The organism is Pseudomonas sp. GW821-FHT10C09 (assembly GCF_059415465.1).
The window spans coordinates 1-15942 of sequence record NZ_JBWKNG010000008.1; the positions used below are offsets into that span (position 1 = coordinate 1).

Genomic DNA, 15942 nt, shown 5'->3' on the forward strand with positions numbered 1-15942 from the left:
TGTGTTTGCTCGCACGAACATCATCAATCAAATCGGCGTTCTTGTTTCTGTGTTTCCCGGGATTCCGTGAAGAACCAAACTTTTATCGGAGTTTTGCCTGGGGCGTGAACCACTCGTCAACGCTGACGAGTGGTCAAGAACGTGCCCGACCAGGACCGGTCGGGCGAGGGCGAATCAGTATTCCCAGAACATCCGTTGCAGTTCTTTGCTGTCGTTGGTCTTGGTCAGTGCAACCATGGCCAGGATGCGGGCTTTTTGCGGGTTCAAGTCGTGCGCAACCACCCAGTCGTATTTGTCGTCAGGCTGTTCGGCATTGCGCAGTACGAAACCGCCTGCGTTGACGTGGGACGAACGAATGATTTGCACGCCATCCTTGCGCAGGGCTTGCAAGGTCGGAACTACGCGCGAGGACACCGAGCCATTGCCGGTGCCGGCGTGGATGATCGCCTTGGCGCCGGACTGAGCCAGTGCCTTGTACGCCGTGTCGCTAACGTTGCCGTAGGAATAGGCGATTTCTACGTCAGGCAGGCTCTTGATGGTTTTGATGTCGAATTCCGAGTCCATGGTGTGGCGCTTGGCTGGCAGACGGAACCAGTAGGATTTACCTTCGACCACCATGCCCAGCGGGCCCCAGGCACTTTTAAACGCCTCGGTCTTGATGTTGATCATCTTGCTGACGTCGCGACCCGACTGGATCTCATCGTTCATGGTCACGAGGACGCCCTTGCCACGGGCTTCTTTGCTGCTGGCGACGGCGACGGCGTTGTACAGGTTGAGCATGCCGTCGGCTGACATCGCGGTGCCTGGGCGCATGGAACCGACAACGATGATCGGCTTGTCAGTCTTTTCCACCAGGTTCAGGAAGTAGGCGGTTTCTTCCAGGGTGTCGGTGCCGTGAGTGATTACGATGCCATCGACGTCTTTGCTGTCTGCCAGCTCGGCTACGCGACGGCCCAGCTGAAGCAGGTTGTCGTTGGTGATGCTTTCCGAGGCGATCTGCATGACCTGTTCGCCACGAACGTTAGCCAATTGGCTGAGTTCCGGAACGCCGGCAATCAATTGTTCGATGCCGACTTTTGCCGCTTGATACGTCGCGCTGTTGGCAGCGCTCGCACCCGCGCCGGCGATGGTGCCGCCGGTGGCCAGAATGACCACGTTCGCCAGTTTCTGTTGCGTTTCGACTTCTTTTGCCTGAAGGGCGGTAGGGAGTAGCAGCAGGAGGGCCAAAGCGCCCGGAATAAAAGTGTTGAAGGCAGATTTCATTATTTTCTCTCTAGTAGTCAGACGGTGCTGATGCAAGTTCATCTAGATACGCCCCCGGCAGATCTGAACGCCGGGGGTGTAGGTGAAGAGCAGGATCTGTACCAGCCAAACGTTGAATGAGAAAAACTTTTAACTATTTGATTTGTATCAATAATTTACTAGGCGTTGGTCGTGATTAAACATGAGGGTGTCCGGGTTTCCGAATAGGTTGAGCGTTTGCGTTCGGCTCTCCGAAAATGCCTACGACGTTTGTAGAGAAGGTCGTCTTGCCAAATCAAGAATCAATGCTAAAGAAACCCTCGCACAGGTCGATGCCTCGTTAAGGTTATTTTTCTTACAGGAGTTCCCATGTCGTTTTCTGTTGGTTTTCCAAATGCGGGCGCGGTCACCATTGGCGGCAAGTCCCCGTCGACGATCAATGCCTTGAGCGAAGCGACGGCCGACACCGCGACTCAAGTTTTTGGGAAGGAAGAGGGTAGCGACAACCAGGTTCGAACCGGTGGCGGTGCTCCGGATGAATCCAAGTCCAAGGGCGGCAGCACCCAAAGTATTGCGGTGCAGGTACTGCTCAAGCGCATGCAGGAATTGCAACAGCAGTTGCGCGAACAACAGCAACAATTGGCGGCCGCTCAGGCAGCTCCGTATCCGACTCCAGAAGCTAAAGCCACGGCGGTGATGTCGATCCAGGGGCAAATCGCCGACACCAACGGCGCGCTGTCACAAGTGGCGGGCAGTCTGGTGAAAGAACTGGCCAAGGACTCCAGCACCGGTGGCTTGATCAGCACCGTTGCATAACGTGGCGGGTCGGAGTTTGCCAACGGAGACACAAAACAGGCCGTTGACAAATAGCAGCAGGGTTCGCATAGTTCGGTCTACGCAAACGTTTGCGCGATCCTGTGGGTGGCTCGTTCCGTCGACGATCGGAGTGCAGGCATTACTCCAGCGCAAGCATTGCTCACAATAATCATAAGATCGGAGTGAACCCATGAAGCTGCCATTCGCTGGACGTCTTCTTGCTGTCGCTATGCTGGCTGTCGCATCCGCCGCGCTGCCCGTCTCATCGGCATTCGCCGAATCGCCTGAAAAACCCAAAGTCGCGCTGGTCATGAAATCCCTGGCCAATGAATTCTTCCTCACCATGGAAGACGGCGCCAAGGCTTATCAAAAAGACCACTCCGGCGAATTCGACCTGATCTCCAATGGCATCAAGGACGAAACGGACACGGCTGGCCAGACGCGCATCGTCGAGCAAATGATCCTCGCCAAGGTCAATGCCCTGGTCATCGCCCCGGCGGATTCCAAGGCCATGGTTCCGGTGATCAAGAAAGCCATCGATGCCGGCATCACCGTAATCAACATCGACAACCAACTGGACCCGACAGTCCTCAAAAGCAAGAATATGTCGGTGCCATTCGTAGGCCCGGATAACCGCAAGGGCGCGCGTCTGGTCGGCGAGTACCTGGCCAAGCAACTGAAGGCCGGTGACGAAGTCGGCATCATCGAAGGTGTGTCCACCACCACCAATGCCCAGGCCCGCACTGCGGGTTTCAAAGACGCAATGGAAGCGGCGCAGATCAAAGTCGTTTCGTTGCAGTCCGGTGATTGGGAGATCGACAAGGGCAACAAGGTTGCTGCCTCGATCCTCAGCGAATACCCGGATGTCAAAGCCCTGCTGGCCGGCAACGACAGCATGGCCGTCGGTGCCGTTTCCGCAGTGCGTGCAGCGGGCAAGGCCGGCAAGGTGCAAGTGGTCGGTTACGACAACATCAATGCGATCAAGCCGATGCTCAAGGATGGTCGCGTGCTGGCCACCGCCGACCAGTTTGCAGCCCGACAAGCCGTGTTCGGTATCGAGACTGCGCTGAAAATCATCAAGGGCGAGAAGGTCGACAGCGGCACCAACGGCGTGATCGAAACCCCGGTAGAACTGGTCACCAAGTAAGCCTTCTGGCGACACACTGGTGCTCGCCCGTCCGGGCGAGCACAGGGAGAGTTTTATGTCCGTTTGCGCTCCGAACGCTGTCCTCACGGTCAGTGGTATCGGTAAGACCTACGCCCAGCCGGTGCTGACCGGCATCGACCTGACGCTGATCCGCGGTGAAGTGTTGGCGCTGACCGGTGAGAATGGCGCCGGCAAAAGCACGCTGTCGAAGATCATCGGCGGGTTGGTCACGCCGACCACTGGCCAGATGCAATTCCAGGGTCAGGATTACCGTCCCGGCAGCCGGACCCAGGCCGAAGACCTGGGCATTCGCATGGTCATGCAAGAGCTTAATCTGTTGCCGACCCTGTCGGTGGCGGAAAATCTGTTTCTCGACAACTTGCCCAGCAACGGCGGCTGGATCAGTCGCAAGCAGTTGCGCAAAGCGGCGATCGAGGCCATGGCCCAGGTCGGTCTCGACGCGATTGACCCGGACACTCTGGTCGGTGACCTCGGTATTGGCCATCAGCAAATGGTCGAGATCGCCCGCAACCTTATTGGCGATTGCCATGTACTGATCCTCGATGAACCGACGGCCATGCTGACGGCTCGTGAAGTCGAGATGCTGTTCGAGCAGATCACCCGCCTGCAATCCCGCGGCGTGTCGATCATCTATATCTCTCACCGTCTCGAAGAACTGGCGCGGGTTGCCCAGCGCATTGCGGTGTTGCGCGACGGCAACCTGGTCTGCGTCGAACCGATGGCCAATTACAACAGCGAGCAACTGGTCACGTTGATGGTCGGTCGTGAGCTCGGTGAACACATGGACATGGGGCCGCGCAAGATTGGCGCTCCGGCGTTGACGGTCAAAGGCCTGACCCGTTCGGACAAGGTTCGCGATGTGTCCTTCGAAGTGCGTGCCGGCGAAATCTACGGGATCTCCGGATTGATCGGGGCAGGGCGCACCGAGTTGCTGCGCCTGATCTTCGGTGCCGACATTCCGGACAGTGGCACGGTCGCGCTCGGGTCTCCGGCTCAGGTGGTGAGTATCCGCTCGCCGGCCGATGCAGTGGGTCACGGCATCGCCCTGATCACGGAAGACCGCAAGGGCGAAGGCTTGCTGCTGACCCAGTCGATCAGCGCCAACATTGCGTTGGGCAACATGCCGGTGATTTCCAGTGGCGGATTCGTCAACAACGGCGACGAGATGTCCCTGGCCCAGCGTCAGATCGACGCTATGCGCATCCGCAGTTCGAGCCCGACACAATTGGTCTCCGAACTGTCCGGCGGCAACCAGCAAAAGGTCGTGATCGGCCGCTGGCTCGAGCGTGATTGCTCGGTGATGTTGTTTGACGAGCCCACCCGCGGCATCGATGTCGGTGCCAAATTCGACATTTATGCGTTACTCGGCGAGCTGACCCGACAGGGCAAGGCGCTGGTGGTGGTGTCCAGTGATCTGCGCGAGCTGATGCTGATCTGCGACCGGATCGGCGTGCTGTCGGCGGGACGCCTGATCGAGACGTTCGAGCGCGACAGCTGGACCCAGGATGACTTGCTTGCCGCCGCTTTTGCCGGCTACCAAAAACGTGATGCGTTGCTCAATGAAGCAGCGCCTAGGGACCTTCCATGAAAACTGCATCTTCTGCCGGCAAACGTAGTAGCAACTTCTACGGCCTGGGCACCTATCTGGGCCTGGCCGGTGCCTTGCTGGCGATGATTGCGCTGTTCTCGGTATTGAGCAGCCACTTTCTTTCTTATGACACGTTCAGCACCCTGGCCAACCAGATTCCCGATCTGATGGTGCTGGCGGTCGGCATGACGTTCGTGTTGATTATCGGCGGTATCGACCTCTCGGTCGGTTCGGTGTTGGCGCTGGCGGCATCAACGGTCAGCGTGGCGATTCTCGGCTGGGGCTGGAGCGTTCTGCCCGCCGCGTTGCTCGGCATGGCGGCGGCGGCATTGGCCGGGACCATCACCGGTTCGATCACCGTGGCCTGGCGGATTCCGTCGTTCATCGTGTCGCTGGGCGTGCTGGAAATGGCCCGTGGCGTGGCGTATCAGATGACCGGATCGCGCACCGCTTATATCGGTGATGCCTTCGCCTGGTTGTCCAACCCGATTGCCTTCGGCATCTCGCCTTCGTTCATCATTGCCTTGCTGATTATCATCATTGCCCAGGCCGTGCTGACCCGTACGGTGTTCGGTCGCTACCTGATCGGCATCGGCACCAATGAAGAAGCGGTGCGTCTGGCAGGGATCAATCCAAAGCCCTACAAGATTCTGGTGTTCAGCCTGATGGGGCTGCTGGCCGGTATTGCCGCGTTGTTTCAGATTTCCAGGCTCGAGGCTGCGGATCCGAATGCCGGCTCCGGGCTGGAGTTGCAGGTCATCGCCGCTGTCGTCATCGGTGGTACAAGCTTGATGGGTGGTCGTGGTTCGGTGATCAGCACCTTCTTCGGCGTCCTGATCATTTCCGTGTTGGCCGCGGGCCTCGCGCAGATTGGCGCGACCGAGCCCACCAAACGCATCATCACCGGCGCGGTGATCGTGGTGGCGGTGGTGCTTGATACTTATCGCAGTCAGCGCGCAAGCCGGCGGACCTGAATCATGGCAACGATCAAGGATGTAGCCGCACTCGCGGGCATTTCCTACACCACGGTGTCCCATGTGGTGAACAAGACCCGGCCGGTCAGTCAGGAGGTGCGGATCAAGGTCGAAGAGGCGATCAAGACCCTGGACTACGTGCCGAGCGCCGTAGCCCGTTCATTGAAAGCCAAAACCACCGCGACCATCGGATTGCTGGTGCCTAACAGCCTCAACCCGTACTTCGCCGAATTGGCCCGAGGCATCGAGGATTACTGCGAGCGCAAGGGGTATTGCGTCATTCTCTGCAACTCCGACGACAACCCGGACAAGCAGCGCAGCTATCTTCGCGTATTGCTCGAAAAACGCATCGACGGTTTGATCGTGGCATCGGCCGGCGGCGATGCGGGGCTGGCGGAAGGTCTGGCCGGTGTCCGCACACCGATGGTCATCGTCGACCGCGGGCTGGACGGCGTGAATGCCGATCTGGTACGCATCGATCACGAATACGGCGCCTATCTGGCCACTCGGCATCTGCTGGAACTGGGGCATCGGGACATCGCCATGATCGGCGGTCCGGCGGGTACCAGCGTGGCACAGATGCGTTTGGCCGGTTATTGCAGTGCCTTGCAAGAGGCGGGCGTCGAGGTGAATCGCGAGCGCATGCTGGAAAGCGACTTCACCAGCACCGGCGGTTATAGCGCGGCAGCGATTTTGCTGGAGCGCAATCCACCCAGTGCGATCTTTGCCGGTAACGACATGATCGGCATCGGCGTGTTGCGCGCAGCCGCTGAACGCAATGTTCGCGTACCGAGCGAGCTGTCGGTGATTGGTTTCGACGATATCCAGATGAGCCGTTATGTCTACCCGGCGCTGACCACGGTGGGGCAGTCGATCCTGCAGCTCGGTGAGATGGCGGCTGAAGTGCTTTTGCGCAGGATCGCCAAGCCGGACATGGCCACCGATCAGCGCATCGTGACGCCCAGCATTGTGCTGCGAGAGTCGACCGCGCCGCTCGCCGGCGTGTTCGCCCAGTTTCGTTGAAACACTGCGCCGCTAAACAAGAAGCACTGCAGACACAGAATTAATGAGTAGCAATGTATGCCAGCAAAAGTAGTGGTGATAGGCAGTCTGAACATGGACCTGGTAACCCGGGCCCCAAGGCTGCCGCGTGGCGGTGAAACGCTGATCGGACAGTCGTTTGCCACGGTATCCGGTGGCAAGGGCGCCAATCAGGCCGTCGCGGCAGCCCGTTTGGGTGCCGAGGTGTCGATGGTCGGTTGCGTGGGCAACGATGCGTATGGCGCCGAGCTGCGCGGGGCCTTGTTGGTCGAGGGCATCGATTGTCAGGCCGTCAGTACGGTTGAAGATTCCAGCGGTGTCGCATTGATCGTGGTCGATGACAACAGTCAGAACGCCATTGTCATTGTCGCGGGTGCCAACGGATCGCTGACGCCGCAAGTCATCGACCGTTTTGACGCCGTGGTGCAGGCGGCGGATGTGATTATTTGTCAGCTGGAAGTACCGGATGCAACGGTGGGCCATGCCCTCAAGCGGGGGCGTGAGCTGGGCAAGACCGTCATTCTCAACCCTGCGCCCGCCAGCCGCCCATTGCCGGCGGACTGGTTTGCCGCCATCGATTACCTGATCCCCAACGAAAGCGAAGCCTCAGCCCTGACGGGGTTGACGGTGGATTCCCTGGTGTCGGCAGAAACCGCCGCAACCCGATTGATCGCCCTGGGCGTGGGTAAAGTGATTATCACCTTGGGCGCCCAAGGCTCGCTGTTCGCCGACGGCTCGCGTCTGGAGCATTTCCCGGCACCGAAGGTCAAAGCCGTCGATACCACCGCCGCAGGGGACACCTTTGTCGGTGGCTTTGCCGCCGCATTAGCGTCTGGCAGCAGCGAAGCGGATGCGATCCGCTTCGGTCAGGTTGCCGCAGCCTTGTCGGTCACCCGGGCTGGCGCGCAACCCTCGATTCCCACCTTGTCCGACGTACAGGCGTTTAAAGCACCATGAAAAAAACACCGCTGCTTAATGTCGCGTTGTCGCGGCTGATTGCCTCGCTGGGTCATGGCGACCTGGTCGTGATCGGTGATGCCGGTCTGCCGGTACCGCCAGGTGTCGAACTGATTGATCTGGCGCTGACCCAGGGGATTCCGGACTTCATCAGTACCTTGAAAGTTGTGCTAAGCGAAATGCAGGTCGAAAGCCATGTGCTGGCCCGCGAGATTCTCGACAAGCAGCCGCCGGCATTGAGTGTTCTGGACGAGTTGAATGTTGACGGCGCTCTGGGTACGCGCGAGTTGCTCAGTCACGACCAGTTCAAGGTCCTGAGCCGGCAGGCGCGGGCGATTGTTCGTACCGGCGAATGTGCGCCGTACTGCAACATCGTGCTGGTGTCGGGGGTGACGTTCTAGCGCTGTATCCATTCGTTTTTCCCCACGCACAAGGAGTGCGATATGCCCCGCTATGCTATGAAGTTGCATCATCTGCTTCGGAGTCTGCTGCTTTTGTCCCTGATTACTGCAACGAGCGCCCACGCGGCGGAAAAGATCGACTTGATCATCGACACGGATCCGGGTACCGACGACGTGGTCGCCTTGCTGTTTGCCCTGGCATCGCCCGAAGAGCTGAACATTCGTGCGCTGACCACCGTGGCCGGCAACGTGCGTCTGGACAAGACATCGCGTAACGCGCGTCTGGCCCGTGAATGGGCGGGGCGTGAAGACGTACCGGTTTATGCCGGTGCGCCGAAGCCGCTGATGCGCACGCCGATCTATGCCGAGAACATTCATGGCAAGGAAGGGCTGTCAGGCGTCACCGTGCACGAGCCCAAGAAGGCGCTGGCTGAAGGCAGCGCGGTCAATTACCTGATCGACACCTTGAAAACGGCCAAACCCCACAGCATCACCATCGCCATGCTCGGCCCGCAAACCAACCTGGCCCTGGCATTGATCCAGGAACCTGAAATCGTTCAGGGCATCAAGGAAGTGGTGATCATGGGCGGTGCGCACTTCAACGGCGGCAACATTACGCCGGTCGCCGAGTTCAACTTGTTCGCCGATCCGCAGGCCGCCGAAGTAGTGTTGAAAAGTGGCGTTAAGCTGACTTATCTACCTCTGGACGTGACCCACAAGATCCTCACCAGCGAATCGCGCCTGAAACAGATCGCGGCGATCAACAACAACGCCAGCAAGCTGGTGGGCGATATTCTTAATGCATACATCAAGGATGACATGGAGCACTACGGCATTCCGGGTGGCCCGGTGCATGACGCCACCGTCATCGCCTACCTGCTCAAGCCTGAGCTGTTTAGCGGTCGCTCGGTCAACGTGGTCGTAGACAGCCGCGAAGGCCCGACCTTTGGTCAAACCATCGTTGACTGGTATGACGGCCTGAAAGCGCCAAAGAACGCTTTCTGGGTTGAGAGTGGCGATGCCCAGGGCTTCTTCGACTTGCTGACGCAGCGTCTGGCCCGTTTGAAGTAAGCCGCATGCCCGCAGGTGCCAGCCTGCGGGTTTTACACCCGTCCTGCCTCCAGTGCTGCTTTTTGGTCTGCCAGGTGTTTTTCGAAGATCTGCCCGATGAACGACTGGGCGGCCTCGGTCCCAAGGTCCCGGACCAATAGATCGATACCGATAATGGCAAGCTCTTCCGTACTGCTTGGGCTGTAAGAGCTGTGTCCGTCCTGCCATTTGGCTTTGATGTCGGCGTCGATGCTTACGGTGGTCATGATGGCGCTCGTGAAGTCGGGGAAGTCTGAGTATCGAGTTAACCATTTTGCGCGGCGTTTGGCACTCCGACTTAGGCATGGGAGGAGGGCTATGCGACACTTGGTCTTTGACGAATTTTCAAGGACCGCGCTGTGCAGATCGATTTGAACACTCCCGACGGTTTGACCCTTGAGGCAGTGCGCCAGCTGTTGGCCTCCGCCAGTGACGATGAACACACTCAGCTGCGGGTCACCCAAAGCGGCATTGCCTATATCTCCTCAGGGGTCGTAGGCGGCACTGACATCGGCGGGCTGCGTTTTCGGCTAGAGACGTGGGCCAAAGGCTCGGGCTATGTAGGATTGGTCGCTGCCAGCGACGAAGTCTGGGTCATGCAGATTTTCAACGCGCTGAAAGAGAACTGGCCGAACCCGCCGTACGACTACATCGACGTTTATTGAGCGCTGTTCATATTCAGTCACGATTGAGTGCTGAAGGGCAGGGCGATGCTCAGGCAAACTCTGCGCTTGTGCGGGTCGAGGGCAGGGTGAGGGCATTCACCTTGAAACCTAACGCCGAAATGGCGGTCGCACGATCTCTGCTTAATTATTGAAAAGGAGGCTTCATGCCTTGGAAGCTCGCGTCATTGGGTGCTGTGCTGGTCGTCACTCTGCTCGCAGGTTGCAGCAGCACGTCATCCGAGCCAGCAACTGACCCTGTAACGACGACTGACACGGGTCATAGCCGCTGCGAATCAAAGGCTGCGCAATTCACTGTTGGCAAAGCGGCTTCGCCCGAACTGCTGGAACAGGCGCGCACTCGCGCAGGCGCACAGAACGCACGGTTCCTGTCGCCCAACGACATGGTGACCCTGGAGTATCGCTCTGATCGCCTGAACCTGAACACCGATGCCAATCGGGTAGTCACTCGCGTCAACTGCGGCTGATCGCACCAGACTTTTGTTTCGCCCATAAAAAACCCCGTCACATGGACGGGGTTTTTTTAGTGCGGCTGAAAATTACTCAGCGCGGACTTGTGCAGCTTGCATACCCTTTTGGCCTTTCTCAGCCACGAAGGAAACGGTTTGGCCTTCTTTCAGGCTTTTGAAACCGTCGCTTTCGATAGCTTTGAAGTGTACGAACAGGTCGTCACCGCCACCTTGAGGAGTGATGAAGCCGAAGCCTTTTTCATCGTTGAACCATTTAACGGTGCCGGTTTGGCGATTAGACATGGTGTATCTCCAAGAAACATATATTTTCAGTAGTGCTGTGCTGCTCAGGCCAACTGGGCACACCGGAGTATCATAGTCGAAATGTTCGCTTTGGGAGCCCCCCGGACGTGCTGTTTGCCCTCATATAGCATGCTTTTCGTCGCGTCGAATGGCTGGAGGCCCCGGTTTAAGCGGCTTTGCGCTAAAAAACAGGGCAGTAAAAAAAGCCATAAAACCTGCGTAAATTATGTAAATCAGCCCTTTTTTGGCTGATTTTGACCTGCCAATGCTTCAAAATCCGAGCTATGCACCCTTATTTTTGAACTCGGCACACCGCGATTTCTTTCAGTGCGCGCTGGCTCAAATCGGCACCAGGTGGATTCTGTTTATCCATCAAAAGCGCGATCTCTTGGGTGGTGAATTTCTTCTCGAGTACGTCGGCACCACATGCACAGTGCTTCTGCGCTTCGGCCGGATTGACGCTTTGGCTGGCAGCTTTGGTGCAATCGCTCATGTACTGGGCTTTCACACCGGTTGGCCAGGCAGCGTGTGCGCTCAGTGGCAGCAGCAGGGCTAACGGGGCGGCGAAGGCAAAAAGACGGGTAAGACGCATGTCAGGAACTCCTTGGGGTCGATAATCTGTAGCGATTCTCAGCCTATTTGAGGTGGCCCGTACATCTCAAGTTCACTCTGCGCGGTAAAAGTGTGGAAATCTTCATTGTCTGGGTACGCAGGCGTCGACGACCGTTCATCTGTGCTAGCATGGCCCGCTCGGGCATTTGCAAGCTCCGGATGACCTTCAGTCCCGGTGGCGGCAATTGCGCGAATAACCCTGATTTGAATCCCAGTCACTCTGGTTCGGTTTTCCGGTTGGCCGCAAGGCTCCTGCCGCTGTAAGGCAGGCGTTCGTCATTGAATGGCCTGGATCGGATCTTGTACTGGCTCATCCCAACCCACGTGACCTTTGGTAGGGGTCACCACTAGGAGAGGAGGCGCCATGCCAACTATTACTCTTCCCGACGGCAGTCAACGTTCATTCGATCACCCGGTTTCCGTAGCCGAGGTCGCCGCATCCATTGGTGCTGGCTTGGCCAAAGCTACCGTGGCTGGCAAGGTCAATGGCAAGCTGGTCGACGCCAGCGACATCATCGACAGCGATTCCACGCTGCAAATCATTACGCCAAAGGATGAAGAGGGGCTGGAGATCATTCGCCACTCTTGCGCCCACCTGGTTGGCCACGCGGTCAAGCAGTTGTACCCGACCGCCAAAATGGTGATCGGGCCGGTCATTGACGAAGGCTTCTATTACGACATCGCCTTCGAGCGTCCTTTTACTCCGGACGACCTGGCCGCCATCGAACAGCGCATGCAACAGCTGATCGAAAAAGATTACGACGTGATCAAGAAAGTCACTCCGCGCGCCGAAGTGATCGAAGTGTTCAAGGCCCGCGGAGAAGACTACAAGCTGCGCCTGGTCGAGGACATGCCGAACGAACAGGCCATGGGCCTGTACTATCACGAAGAATACGTCGACATGTGCCGCGGCCCGCACGTGCCGAACACGCGTTTCCTGAAATCCTTCAAGCTGACCAAGTTGTCCGGCGCCTACTGGCGTGGCGATGCCAAGAACGAGCAATTGCAGCGCGTTTACGGCACTGCATGGGCAGACAAGAAGCAGCTGGCGGCTTACATCCAGCGCATCGAAGAAGCTGAAAAACGCGATCACCGCAAGATCGGCAAGCGCCTGGGCTTGTTCCACACCCAGGAAGAGTCGCCGGGCATGGTGTTCTGGCACCCGAACGGCTGGACTCTGTACCAGGTTCTCGAGCAGTACATGCGCAAGGTTCAGCGCGACAACGGCTACCTGGAGATCAAGACTCCTCAGGTCGTTGACCGCAGCCTGTGGGAGAAATCCGGGCACTGGGCCAACTACGCCGACAACATGTTCACCACTCAGTCGGAAAACCGCGACTACGCCATCAAGCCAATGAACTGCCCTTGCCACGTGCAAGTGTTCAATCAGGGCCTGAAAAGCTATCGCGAGTTGCCGATGCGTCTGGCCGAATTCGGTGCTTGCCACCGTAACGAGCCATCGGGTGCGCTGCACGGCATCATGCGTGTGCGTGCGTTCACTCAGGATGACGCCCACATCTTCTGCACTGAAGAGCAGATGCAGGCTGAATCCGCAGCGTTCATCAAGCTGACCATGGACGTTTATGCCGATTTCGGCTTCAAGGACGTCGAGATGAAGCTGTCCACTCGTCCGGAAAAACGCGTGGGTTCCGACGAATTGTGGGATCGCGCCGAAGCGGCATTGGCTGCAGCCCTTGATAGCGCGGGCCTGCCGTACGATCTGCAGCCGGGCGAAGGTGCGTTCTACGGTCCGAAGATCGAGTTCTCGCTGAAAGATTGCCTCGGTCGTGTCTGGCAGTGTGGTACCCTTCAGCTCGATTTTAACCTGCCTGTCCGTCTGGGAGCCGAATACGTCTCCGAAGACAACAGTCGCAAGCACCCGGTAATGTTGCACCGGGCGATCCTGGGCTCCTTCGAACGTTTCGTCGGAATCCTGATCGAGCACTACGAGGGTGCATTCCCTGCGTGGCTGGCTCCGACCCAGGCAGTGATTATGAATATCACTGATAAACAAGCCGATTTTGCTGCTGAAGTTGAAAAAACCCTCAACGAAAGCGGATTTCGTGCCAAGTCTGACTTGAGAAATGAAAAGATCGGCTTTAAAATCCGCGAGCATACTTTGCTCAAGGTTCCCTATCTCTTGGTTATCGGAGATCGGGAAGTCGAGATGCAGACTGTCGCTGTGCGTACTCGTGAAGGTGCTGACCTGGGCTCGATGCCCGTCGCCCAGTTCGCTGAGTTTCTCGCGCAAGCGGTTTCCCGGCGTGGTCGCCCAGATTCGGAGTAATTATTATTAAGCGTGAAATGAGACAAGATAAACGAGCTGCACCGAAGGCCCCGATCAACGAGAATATCTCGGCACGCGAGGTTCGGTTAATTGGGGCTGAAGGCGAGCAGCTTGGGATTGTGTCAATTGAAGACGCGCTTCTTAAGGCTGAAGAAGCCAAGCTCGATTTGGTGGAAATTTCCGCCGATGCAGTACCCCCTGTTTGCAAGCTGATGGACTACGGCAAGTCGATCTTCGAGAAGAAGAAGCAGATTGCTGCGGCCAAGAAAAACCAGAAGCAGATCCAGGTTAAAGAAATCAAGTTTCGTCCAGGGACGGAGGAAGGGGATTACCAGGTAAAACTGCGCAACCTGGTACGTTTCCTGAGTGATGGGGACAGGGCCAAGGTATCCTTGCGATTCCGCGGCCGTGAGATGGCCCACCAGGAGCTGGGGATGGAACTCCTCAAGCGAGTTGAAGGTGACTTGCTCGAGTACGGTTCGGTCGAACAGCATCCTAAGATGGAAGGACGCCAGCTGATCATGGTCATCGCCCCGAAAAAGAAGAAGTAATCAACAGGGCACGGCAGGCCTTCTGATTATGTTTATCAACTGAATGCGGAGTATCCGAACATGCCAAAAATGAAAACTAAAAGTGGTGCTGCTAAGCGGTTTCTGAAAACTGCTAACGGTATCAAGCACAAGCACGCTTTCAAGAGCCACATCCTGACTAAAATGTCGACCAAGCGTAAGCGTCAACTGCGCGGTAGCAGCTTGCTGGCACCGTGTGACGTGGCAAAAGTCGAGCGCATGCTGCGCCTTCGTTAATTTAGTCAAGAATAGAGGAAGTAACTCATGGCTCGTGTAAAGCGTGGCGTCATTGCCCGTAAACGTCACAAAAAAATTCTGAAACTTGCTAAAGGCTACTACGGCGCTCGCTCGCGCGTATTCCGTGTTGCCAAGCAAGCGGTAATCAAGGCAGGCCAATACGCCTACCGTGACCGTCGTCAGAAAAAACGTCAGTTCCGCGCTCTGTGGATCGCTCGTATCAACGCTGGTGCACGTATCAACGGTCTGTCCTACAGCCGTTTCATCGCCGGCCTGAAAAAAGCGTCCATCGAGATCGACCGTAAGGTTCTGGCTGATCTGGCAGTGAACGAAAAAGCGGCGTTTGCTGCGATTGTCGAGAAAGCTAAAGCCACCTTGGCTTAAGTACCCCCGACAGTCACCCGGCCTCACCTCTGTGGGGTCAGGTGTTAAACGTCATAAATAGGGGAAGAGCCTTCAAGCTCTTCCCCTATTTTGTATCTGGAGTCTGTACATGGAAAACCTGGACGCGCTCGTCTCTCAAGCACTAGAGGCTGTGCAAAGCGCTGAAGATATCAATGCCCTGGAGCAAATCCGGGTTCACTACCTTGGCAAAAAGGGTGAATTGACTCAGGTGATGAAGACCCTGGGGAATTTGCCGGCAGAAGAGCGGCCGCAAGTCGGCGCCCTGATCAACGTTGCCAAGGAGCGTGTCACAGAGGTTCTCAATGCCCGCAAGGCACTGTTTGAAGAGGCCGACCTGGCCGCCAAACTGTCTGCCGAGTCCATTGACGTGACCCTGCCTGGCCGCGGCCAGACCTCCGGTGGTCTGCATCCGGTTACCCGGACTCTGGAACGTATCGAACAGTTCTTCACTCACATCGGCTACGGCATTGCCGAAGGCCCTGAGGTCGAAGACGACTATCACAACTTCGAAGCGCTCAACATCCCAGGCCACCACCCGGCCCGGTCGATGCACGACACCTTCTATTTCAATGCCAACATGTTGCTACGCACCCATACCTCGCCGGTACAGGTCCGCACCATGGAGTCAAAACAGCCGCCGATCCGCATCGTCTGCCCAGGCCGTGTGTACCGTAGCGACTCGGATATCACCCACTCGCCGATGTTCCACCAGGTCGAAGGCCTGCTGGTCGATCGCGATATCAACTTCGCCGACCTGAAAGGGACCATCGAAGAATTCCTGCGCGTGTTCTTCGAAAAAGAACTGGCCGTGCGTTTCCGTCCTTCGTACTTCCCGTTCACCGAGCCATCCGCCGAAGTCGACATGGAATGCGTGATGTGCAGCGGTAAAGGCTGCCGCGTCTGCAAGCAGACGGGTTGGCTGGAAGTGATGGGCTGCGGCATGGTTCACCCGAACGTGTTGCGCATGTCCGGGATCGACCCGGAAGAGTTTTCGGGCTTTGCCTTCGGCATGGGCGTTGAACGTCTGGCCATGCTGCGTTACGGCGTGAACGACTTGCGTCTGTTCTTCGACAACGACTTGCGGTTCCTCGCGCAATTTCGCTAGTCGTAACGAATTCTTA

Annotated in this window: 19 protein-coding genes; 15 read left to right on the forward strand and 4 right to left on the reverse strand. The window is 57.4% G+C overall.

Going from position 1 to position 15942, the window contains the following annotated elements; translation table 11 throughout:
- Positions 1–174: 174 nt before the first annotated feature.
- Entirely contained in the window at positions 175–1263 is a 1089-nt protein-coding gene (locus AC07N8_RS09640) for an asparaginase (protein ID WP_123434415.1), read from the reverse strand.
- Positions 1264–1611: 348 nt separating this feature from the next.
- Between AC07N8_RS09640 and AC07N8_RS09645 the strand changes: the two genes are divergently transcribed.
- From AC07N8_RS09645 to AC07N8_RS09680, 8 genes are all read left to right on the forward strand, one after another.
- Positions 1612–2058 carry a hypothetical protein gene (locus tag AC07N8_RS09645; RefSeq protein ID WP_483840102.1) on the forward strand — a complete coding sequence of 149 codons (447 nt, stop codon included), beginning with the start codon at positions 1612–1614 and terminating at the stop codon, positions 2056–2058.
- Between the two features lie 190 nt (positions 2059–2248).
- The gene (locus AC07N8_RS09650; protein ID WP_493143258.1) at positions 2249–3205 is read left to right on the forward strand and encodes a sugar ABC transporter substrate-binding protein; all 957 of its coding nucleotides are present in this window, start codon (positions 2249–2251) and stop codon (positions 3203–3205) included.
- A gap of 55 nt (positions 3206–3260) precedes the next feature.
- Complete coding sequence (locus tag AC07N8_RS09655; RefSeq protein WP_493143259.1) at positions 3261–4814, forward strand: sugar ABC transporter ATP-binding protein; 1554 nt, start codon at positions 3261–3263, stop codon at positions 4812–4814.
- Positions 4811–5788 carry an ABC transporter permease gene (locus AC07N8_RS09660; RefSeq protein ID WP_493143260.1) on the forward strand — a complete coding sequence of 326 codons (978 nt, stop codon included), beginning with the start codon at positions 4811–4813 and terminating at the stop codon, positions 5786–5788. The genes AC07N8_RS09655 and AC07N8_RS09660 overlap by 4 nt, the downstream gene beginning before the upstream one ends.
- A gap of 3 nt (positions 5789–5791) precedes the next feature.
- Positions 5792–6811 (forward strand): LacI family DNA-binding transcriptional regulator, encoded by a 1020-nt coding sequence (locus AC07N8_RS09665; RefSeq protein WP_493143262.1) that lies wholly within the window; start codon positions 5792–5794, stop codon positions 6809–6811.
- Positions 6812–6868: 57 nt separating this feature from the next.
- Positions 6869–7786 (forward strand): ribokinase, encoded by a 918-nt coding sequence (rbsK, locus tag AC07N8_RS09670; protein WP_493143264.1) that lies wholly within the window; start codon positions 6869–6871, stop codon positions 7784–7786.
- Positions 7783–8187, forward strand: a complete 405-nt coding sequence (gene rbsD / locus AC07N8_RS09675) for a D-ribose pyranase (protein WP_483840097.1) — start codon at positions 7783–7785, stop codon at positions 8185–8187. Before rbsK ends, rbsD begins: the two co-directional genes overlap by 4 nt.
- Positions 8188–8229: 42 nt before the next feature.
- A complete protein-coding gene (locus tag AC07N8_RS09680; protein ID WP_493143266.1) occupies positions 8230–9258 on the forward strand; it encodes a nucleoside hydrolase in 1029 nt (342 codons plus the stop codon).
- 32 nt (positions 9259–9290) lie between these two features.
- On the opposite strand, the gene AC07N8_RS09685 is transcribed toward AC07N8_RS09680, so the two are convergent.
- On the reverse strand, positions 9291–9503 hold the full coding sequence (locus tag AC07N8_RS09685; protein ID WP_483840095.1) for a hypothetical protein: 213 nt from the start codon (positions 9501–9503) through the stop codon (positions 9291–9293).
- Positions 9504–9635: 132 nt separating this feature from the next.
- On the opposite strand from AC07N8_RS09685, the gene AC07N8_RS09690 reads away from it, so the two are divergent.
- Together AC07N8_RS09690 and AC07N8_RS09695 are read left to right on the forward strand one after the other, a co-directional pair.
- A complete protein-coding gene (locus AC07N8_RS09690; RefSeq protein WP_140666988.1) occupies positions 9636–9941 on the forward strand; it encodes a hypothetical protein in 306 nt (101 codons plus the stop codon).
- Positions 9942–10105: 164 nt separating this feature from the next.
- Positions 10106–10426 carry an I78 family peptidase inhibitor gene (locus AC07N8_RS09695; RefSeq protein ID WP_483840094.1) on the forward strand — a complete coding sequence of 107 codons (321 nt, stop codon included), beginning with the start codon at positions 10106–10108 and terminating at the stop codon, positions 10424–10426.
- Between the two features lie 72 nt (positions 10427–10498).
- Here AC07N8_RS09695 and AC07N8_RS09700 read toward each other — a convergent pair whose 3' ends face one another.
- Both AC07N8_RS09700 and AC07N8_RS09705 read right to left on the reverse strand, forming a co-directional pair.
- Positions 10499–10711, reverse strand: coding sequence for a cold-shock protein (locus AC07N8_RS09700; RefSeq protein ID WP_007905882.1), 213 nt, complete (start codon positions 10709–10711; stop codon positions 10499–10501).
- A gap of 292 nt (positions 10712–11003) precedes the next feature.
- Positions 11004–11303 (reverse strand): hypothetical protein, encoded by a 300-nt coding sequence (locus tag AC07N8_RS09705; RefSeq protein ID WP_493143269.1) that lies wholly within the window; start codon positions 11301–11303, stop codon positions 11004–11006.
- 384 nt (positions 11304–11687) lie between these two features.
- On the opposite strand from AC07N8_RS09705, the gene thrS reads away from it, so the two are divergent.
- From thrS to pheS, 5 genes are all read left to right on the forward strand, one after another.
- Complete coding sequence (gene thrS / locus AC07N8_RS09710; protein WP_010455934.1) at positions 11688–13610, forward strand: threonine--tRNA ligase; 1923 nt, start codon at positions 11688–11690, stop codon at positions 13608–13610.
- Complete coding sequence (gene infC / locus AC07N8_RS09715) at positions 13610–14161, forward strand: translation initiation factor IF-3 (RefSeq protein WP_172435341.1); 552 nt, start codon at positions 13610–13612, stop codon at positions 14159–14161. The genes thrS and infC overlap by 1 nt, the downstream gene beginning before the upstream one ends.
- Positions 14162–14221: 60 nt before the next feature.
- Entirely contained in the window at positions 14222–14416 is a 195-nt protein-coding gene (gene rpmI / locus AC07N8_RS09720; protein ID WP_008145659.1) for a 50S ribosomal protein L35, read from the forward strand.
- Positions 14417–14443: 27 nt separating this feature from the next.
- Positions 14444–14800: a 50S ribosomal protein L20 gene (gene rplT, locus AC07N8_RS09725; protein WP_007905879.1), complete on the forward strand. Its 357-nt coding sequence runs from the start codon at positions 14444–14446 to the stop codon at positions 14798–14800.
- A gap of 109 nt (positions 14801–14909) precedes the next feature.
- On the forward strand, positions 14910–15926 hold the full coding sequence (gene pheS, locus AC07N8_RS09730) for a phenylalanine--tRNA ligase subunit alpha (protein WP_007905876.1): 1017 nt from the start codon (positions 14910–14912) through the stop codon (positions 15924–15926).
- Positions 15927–15942 lie beyond the last annotated feature (16 nt).

Excerpts from the sequence above, each read along its gene's own strand:
- AC07N8_RS09695 (WP_483840094.1), top strand. The coding sequence starts at position 10,106 with ATGCCTTGGAAGCTCGCGTCATTGGGTGCTGTGCTGGTCGTCACTCTG.
- AC07N8_RS09660 (WP_493143260.1), top strand. The coding sequence starts at position 4,811 with ATGAAAACTGCATCTTCTGCCGGCAAACGTAGTAGCAACTTCTACGGC.
- AC07N8_RS09705 (WP_493143269.1), bottom strand. The coding sequence starts at position 11,303 with ATGCGTCTTACCCGTCTTTTTGCCTTCGCCGCCCCGTTAGCCCTGCTG.
- AC07N8_RS09700 (WP_007905882.1), bottom strand. The coding sequence starts at position 10,711 with ATGTCTAATCGCCAAACCGGCACCGTTAAATGGTTCAACGATGAAAAA.
- AC07N8_RS09645 (WP_483840102.1), top strand. The coding sequence starts at position 1,612 with ATGTCGTTTTCTGTTGGTTTTCCAAATGCGGGCGCGGTCACCATTGGC.
- rbsK (WP_493143264.1), top strand. The coding sequence starts at position 6,869 with ATGCCAGCAAAAGTAGTGGTGATAGGCAGTCTGAACATGGACCTGGTA.
- pheS (WP_007905876.1), top strand. The coding sequence starts at position 14,910 with ATGGAAAACCTGGACGCGCTCGTCTCTCAAGCACTAGAGGCTGTGCAA.
- AC07N8_RS09640 (WP_123434415.1), bottom strand. The coding sequence starts at position 1,263 with ATGAAATCTGCCTTCAACACTTTTATTCCGGGCGCTTTGGCCCTCCTG.
- AC07N8_RS09685 (WP_483840095.1), bottom strand. The coding sequence starts at position 9,503 with ATGACCACCGTAAGCATCGACGCCGACATCAAAGCCAAATGGCAGGAC.
- AC07N8_RS09650 (WP_493143258.1), top strand. The coding sequence starts at position 2,249 with ATGAAGCTGCCATTCGCTGGACGTCTTCTTGCTGTCGCTATGCTGGCT.
- thrS (WP_010455934.1), top strand. The coding sequence starts at position 11,688 with ATGCCAACTATTACTCTTCCCGACGGCAGTCAACGTTCATTCGATCAC.
- AC07N8_RS09680 (WP_493143266.1), top strand. The coding sequence starts at position 8,230 with ATGCCCCGCTATGCTATGAAGTTGCATCATCTGCTTCGGAGTCTGCTG.
- AC07N8_RS09655 (WP_493143259.1), top strand. The coding sequence starts at position 3,261 with ATGTCCGTTTGCGCTCCGAACGCTGTCCTCACGGTCAGTGGTATCGGT.
- AC07N8_RS09665 (WP_493143262.1), top strand. The coding sequence starts at position 5,792 with ATGGCAACGATCAAGGATGTAGCCGCACTCGCGGGCATTTCCTACACC.
- rpmI (WP_008145659.1), top strand. The coding sequence starts at position 14,222 with ATGCCAAAAATGAAAACTAAAAGTGGTGCTGCTAAGCGGTTTCTGAAA.
- rplT (WP_007905879.1), top strand. The coding sequence starts at position 14,444 with ATGGCTCGTGTAAAGCGTGGCGTCATTGCCCGTAAACGTCACAAAAAA.
- rbsD (WP_483840097.1), top strand. The coding sequence starts at position 7,783 with ATGAAAAAAACACCGCTGCTTAATGTCGCGTTGTCGCGGCTGATTGCC.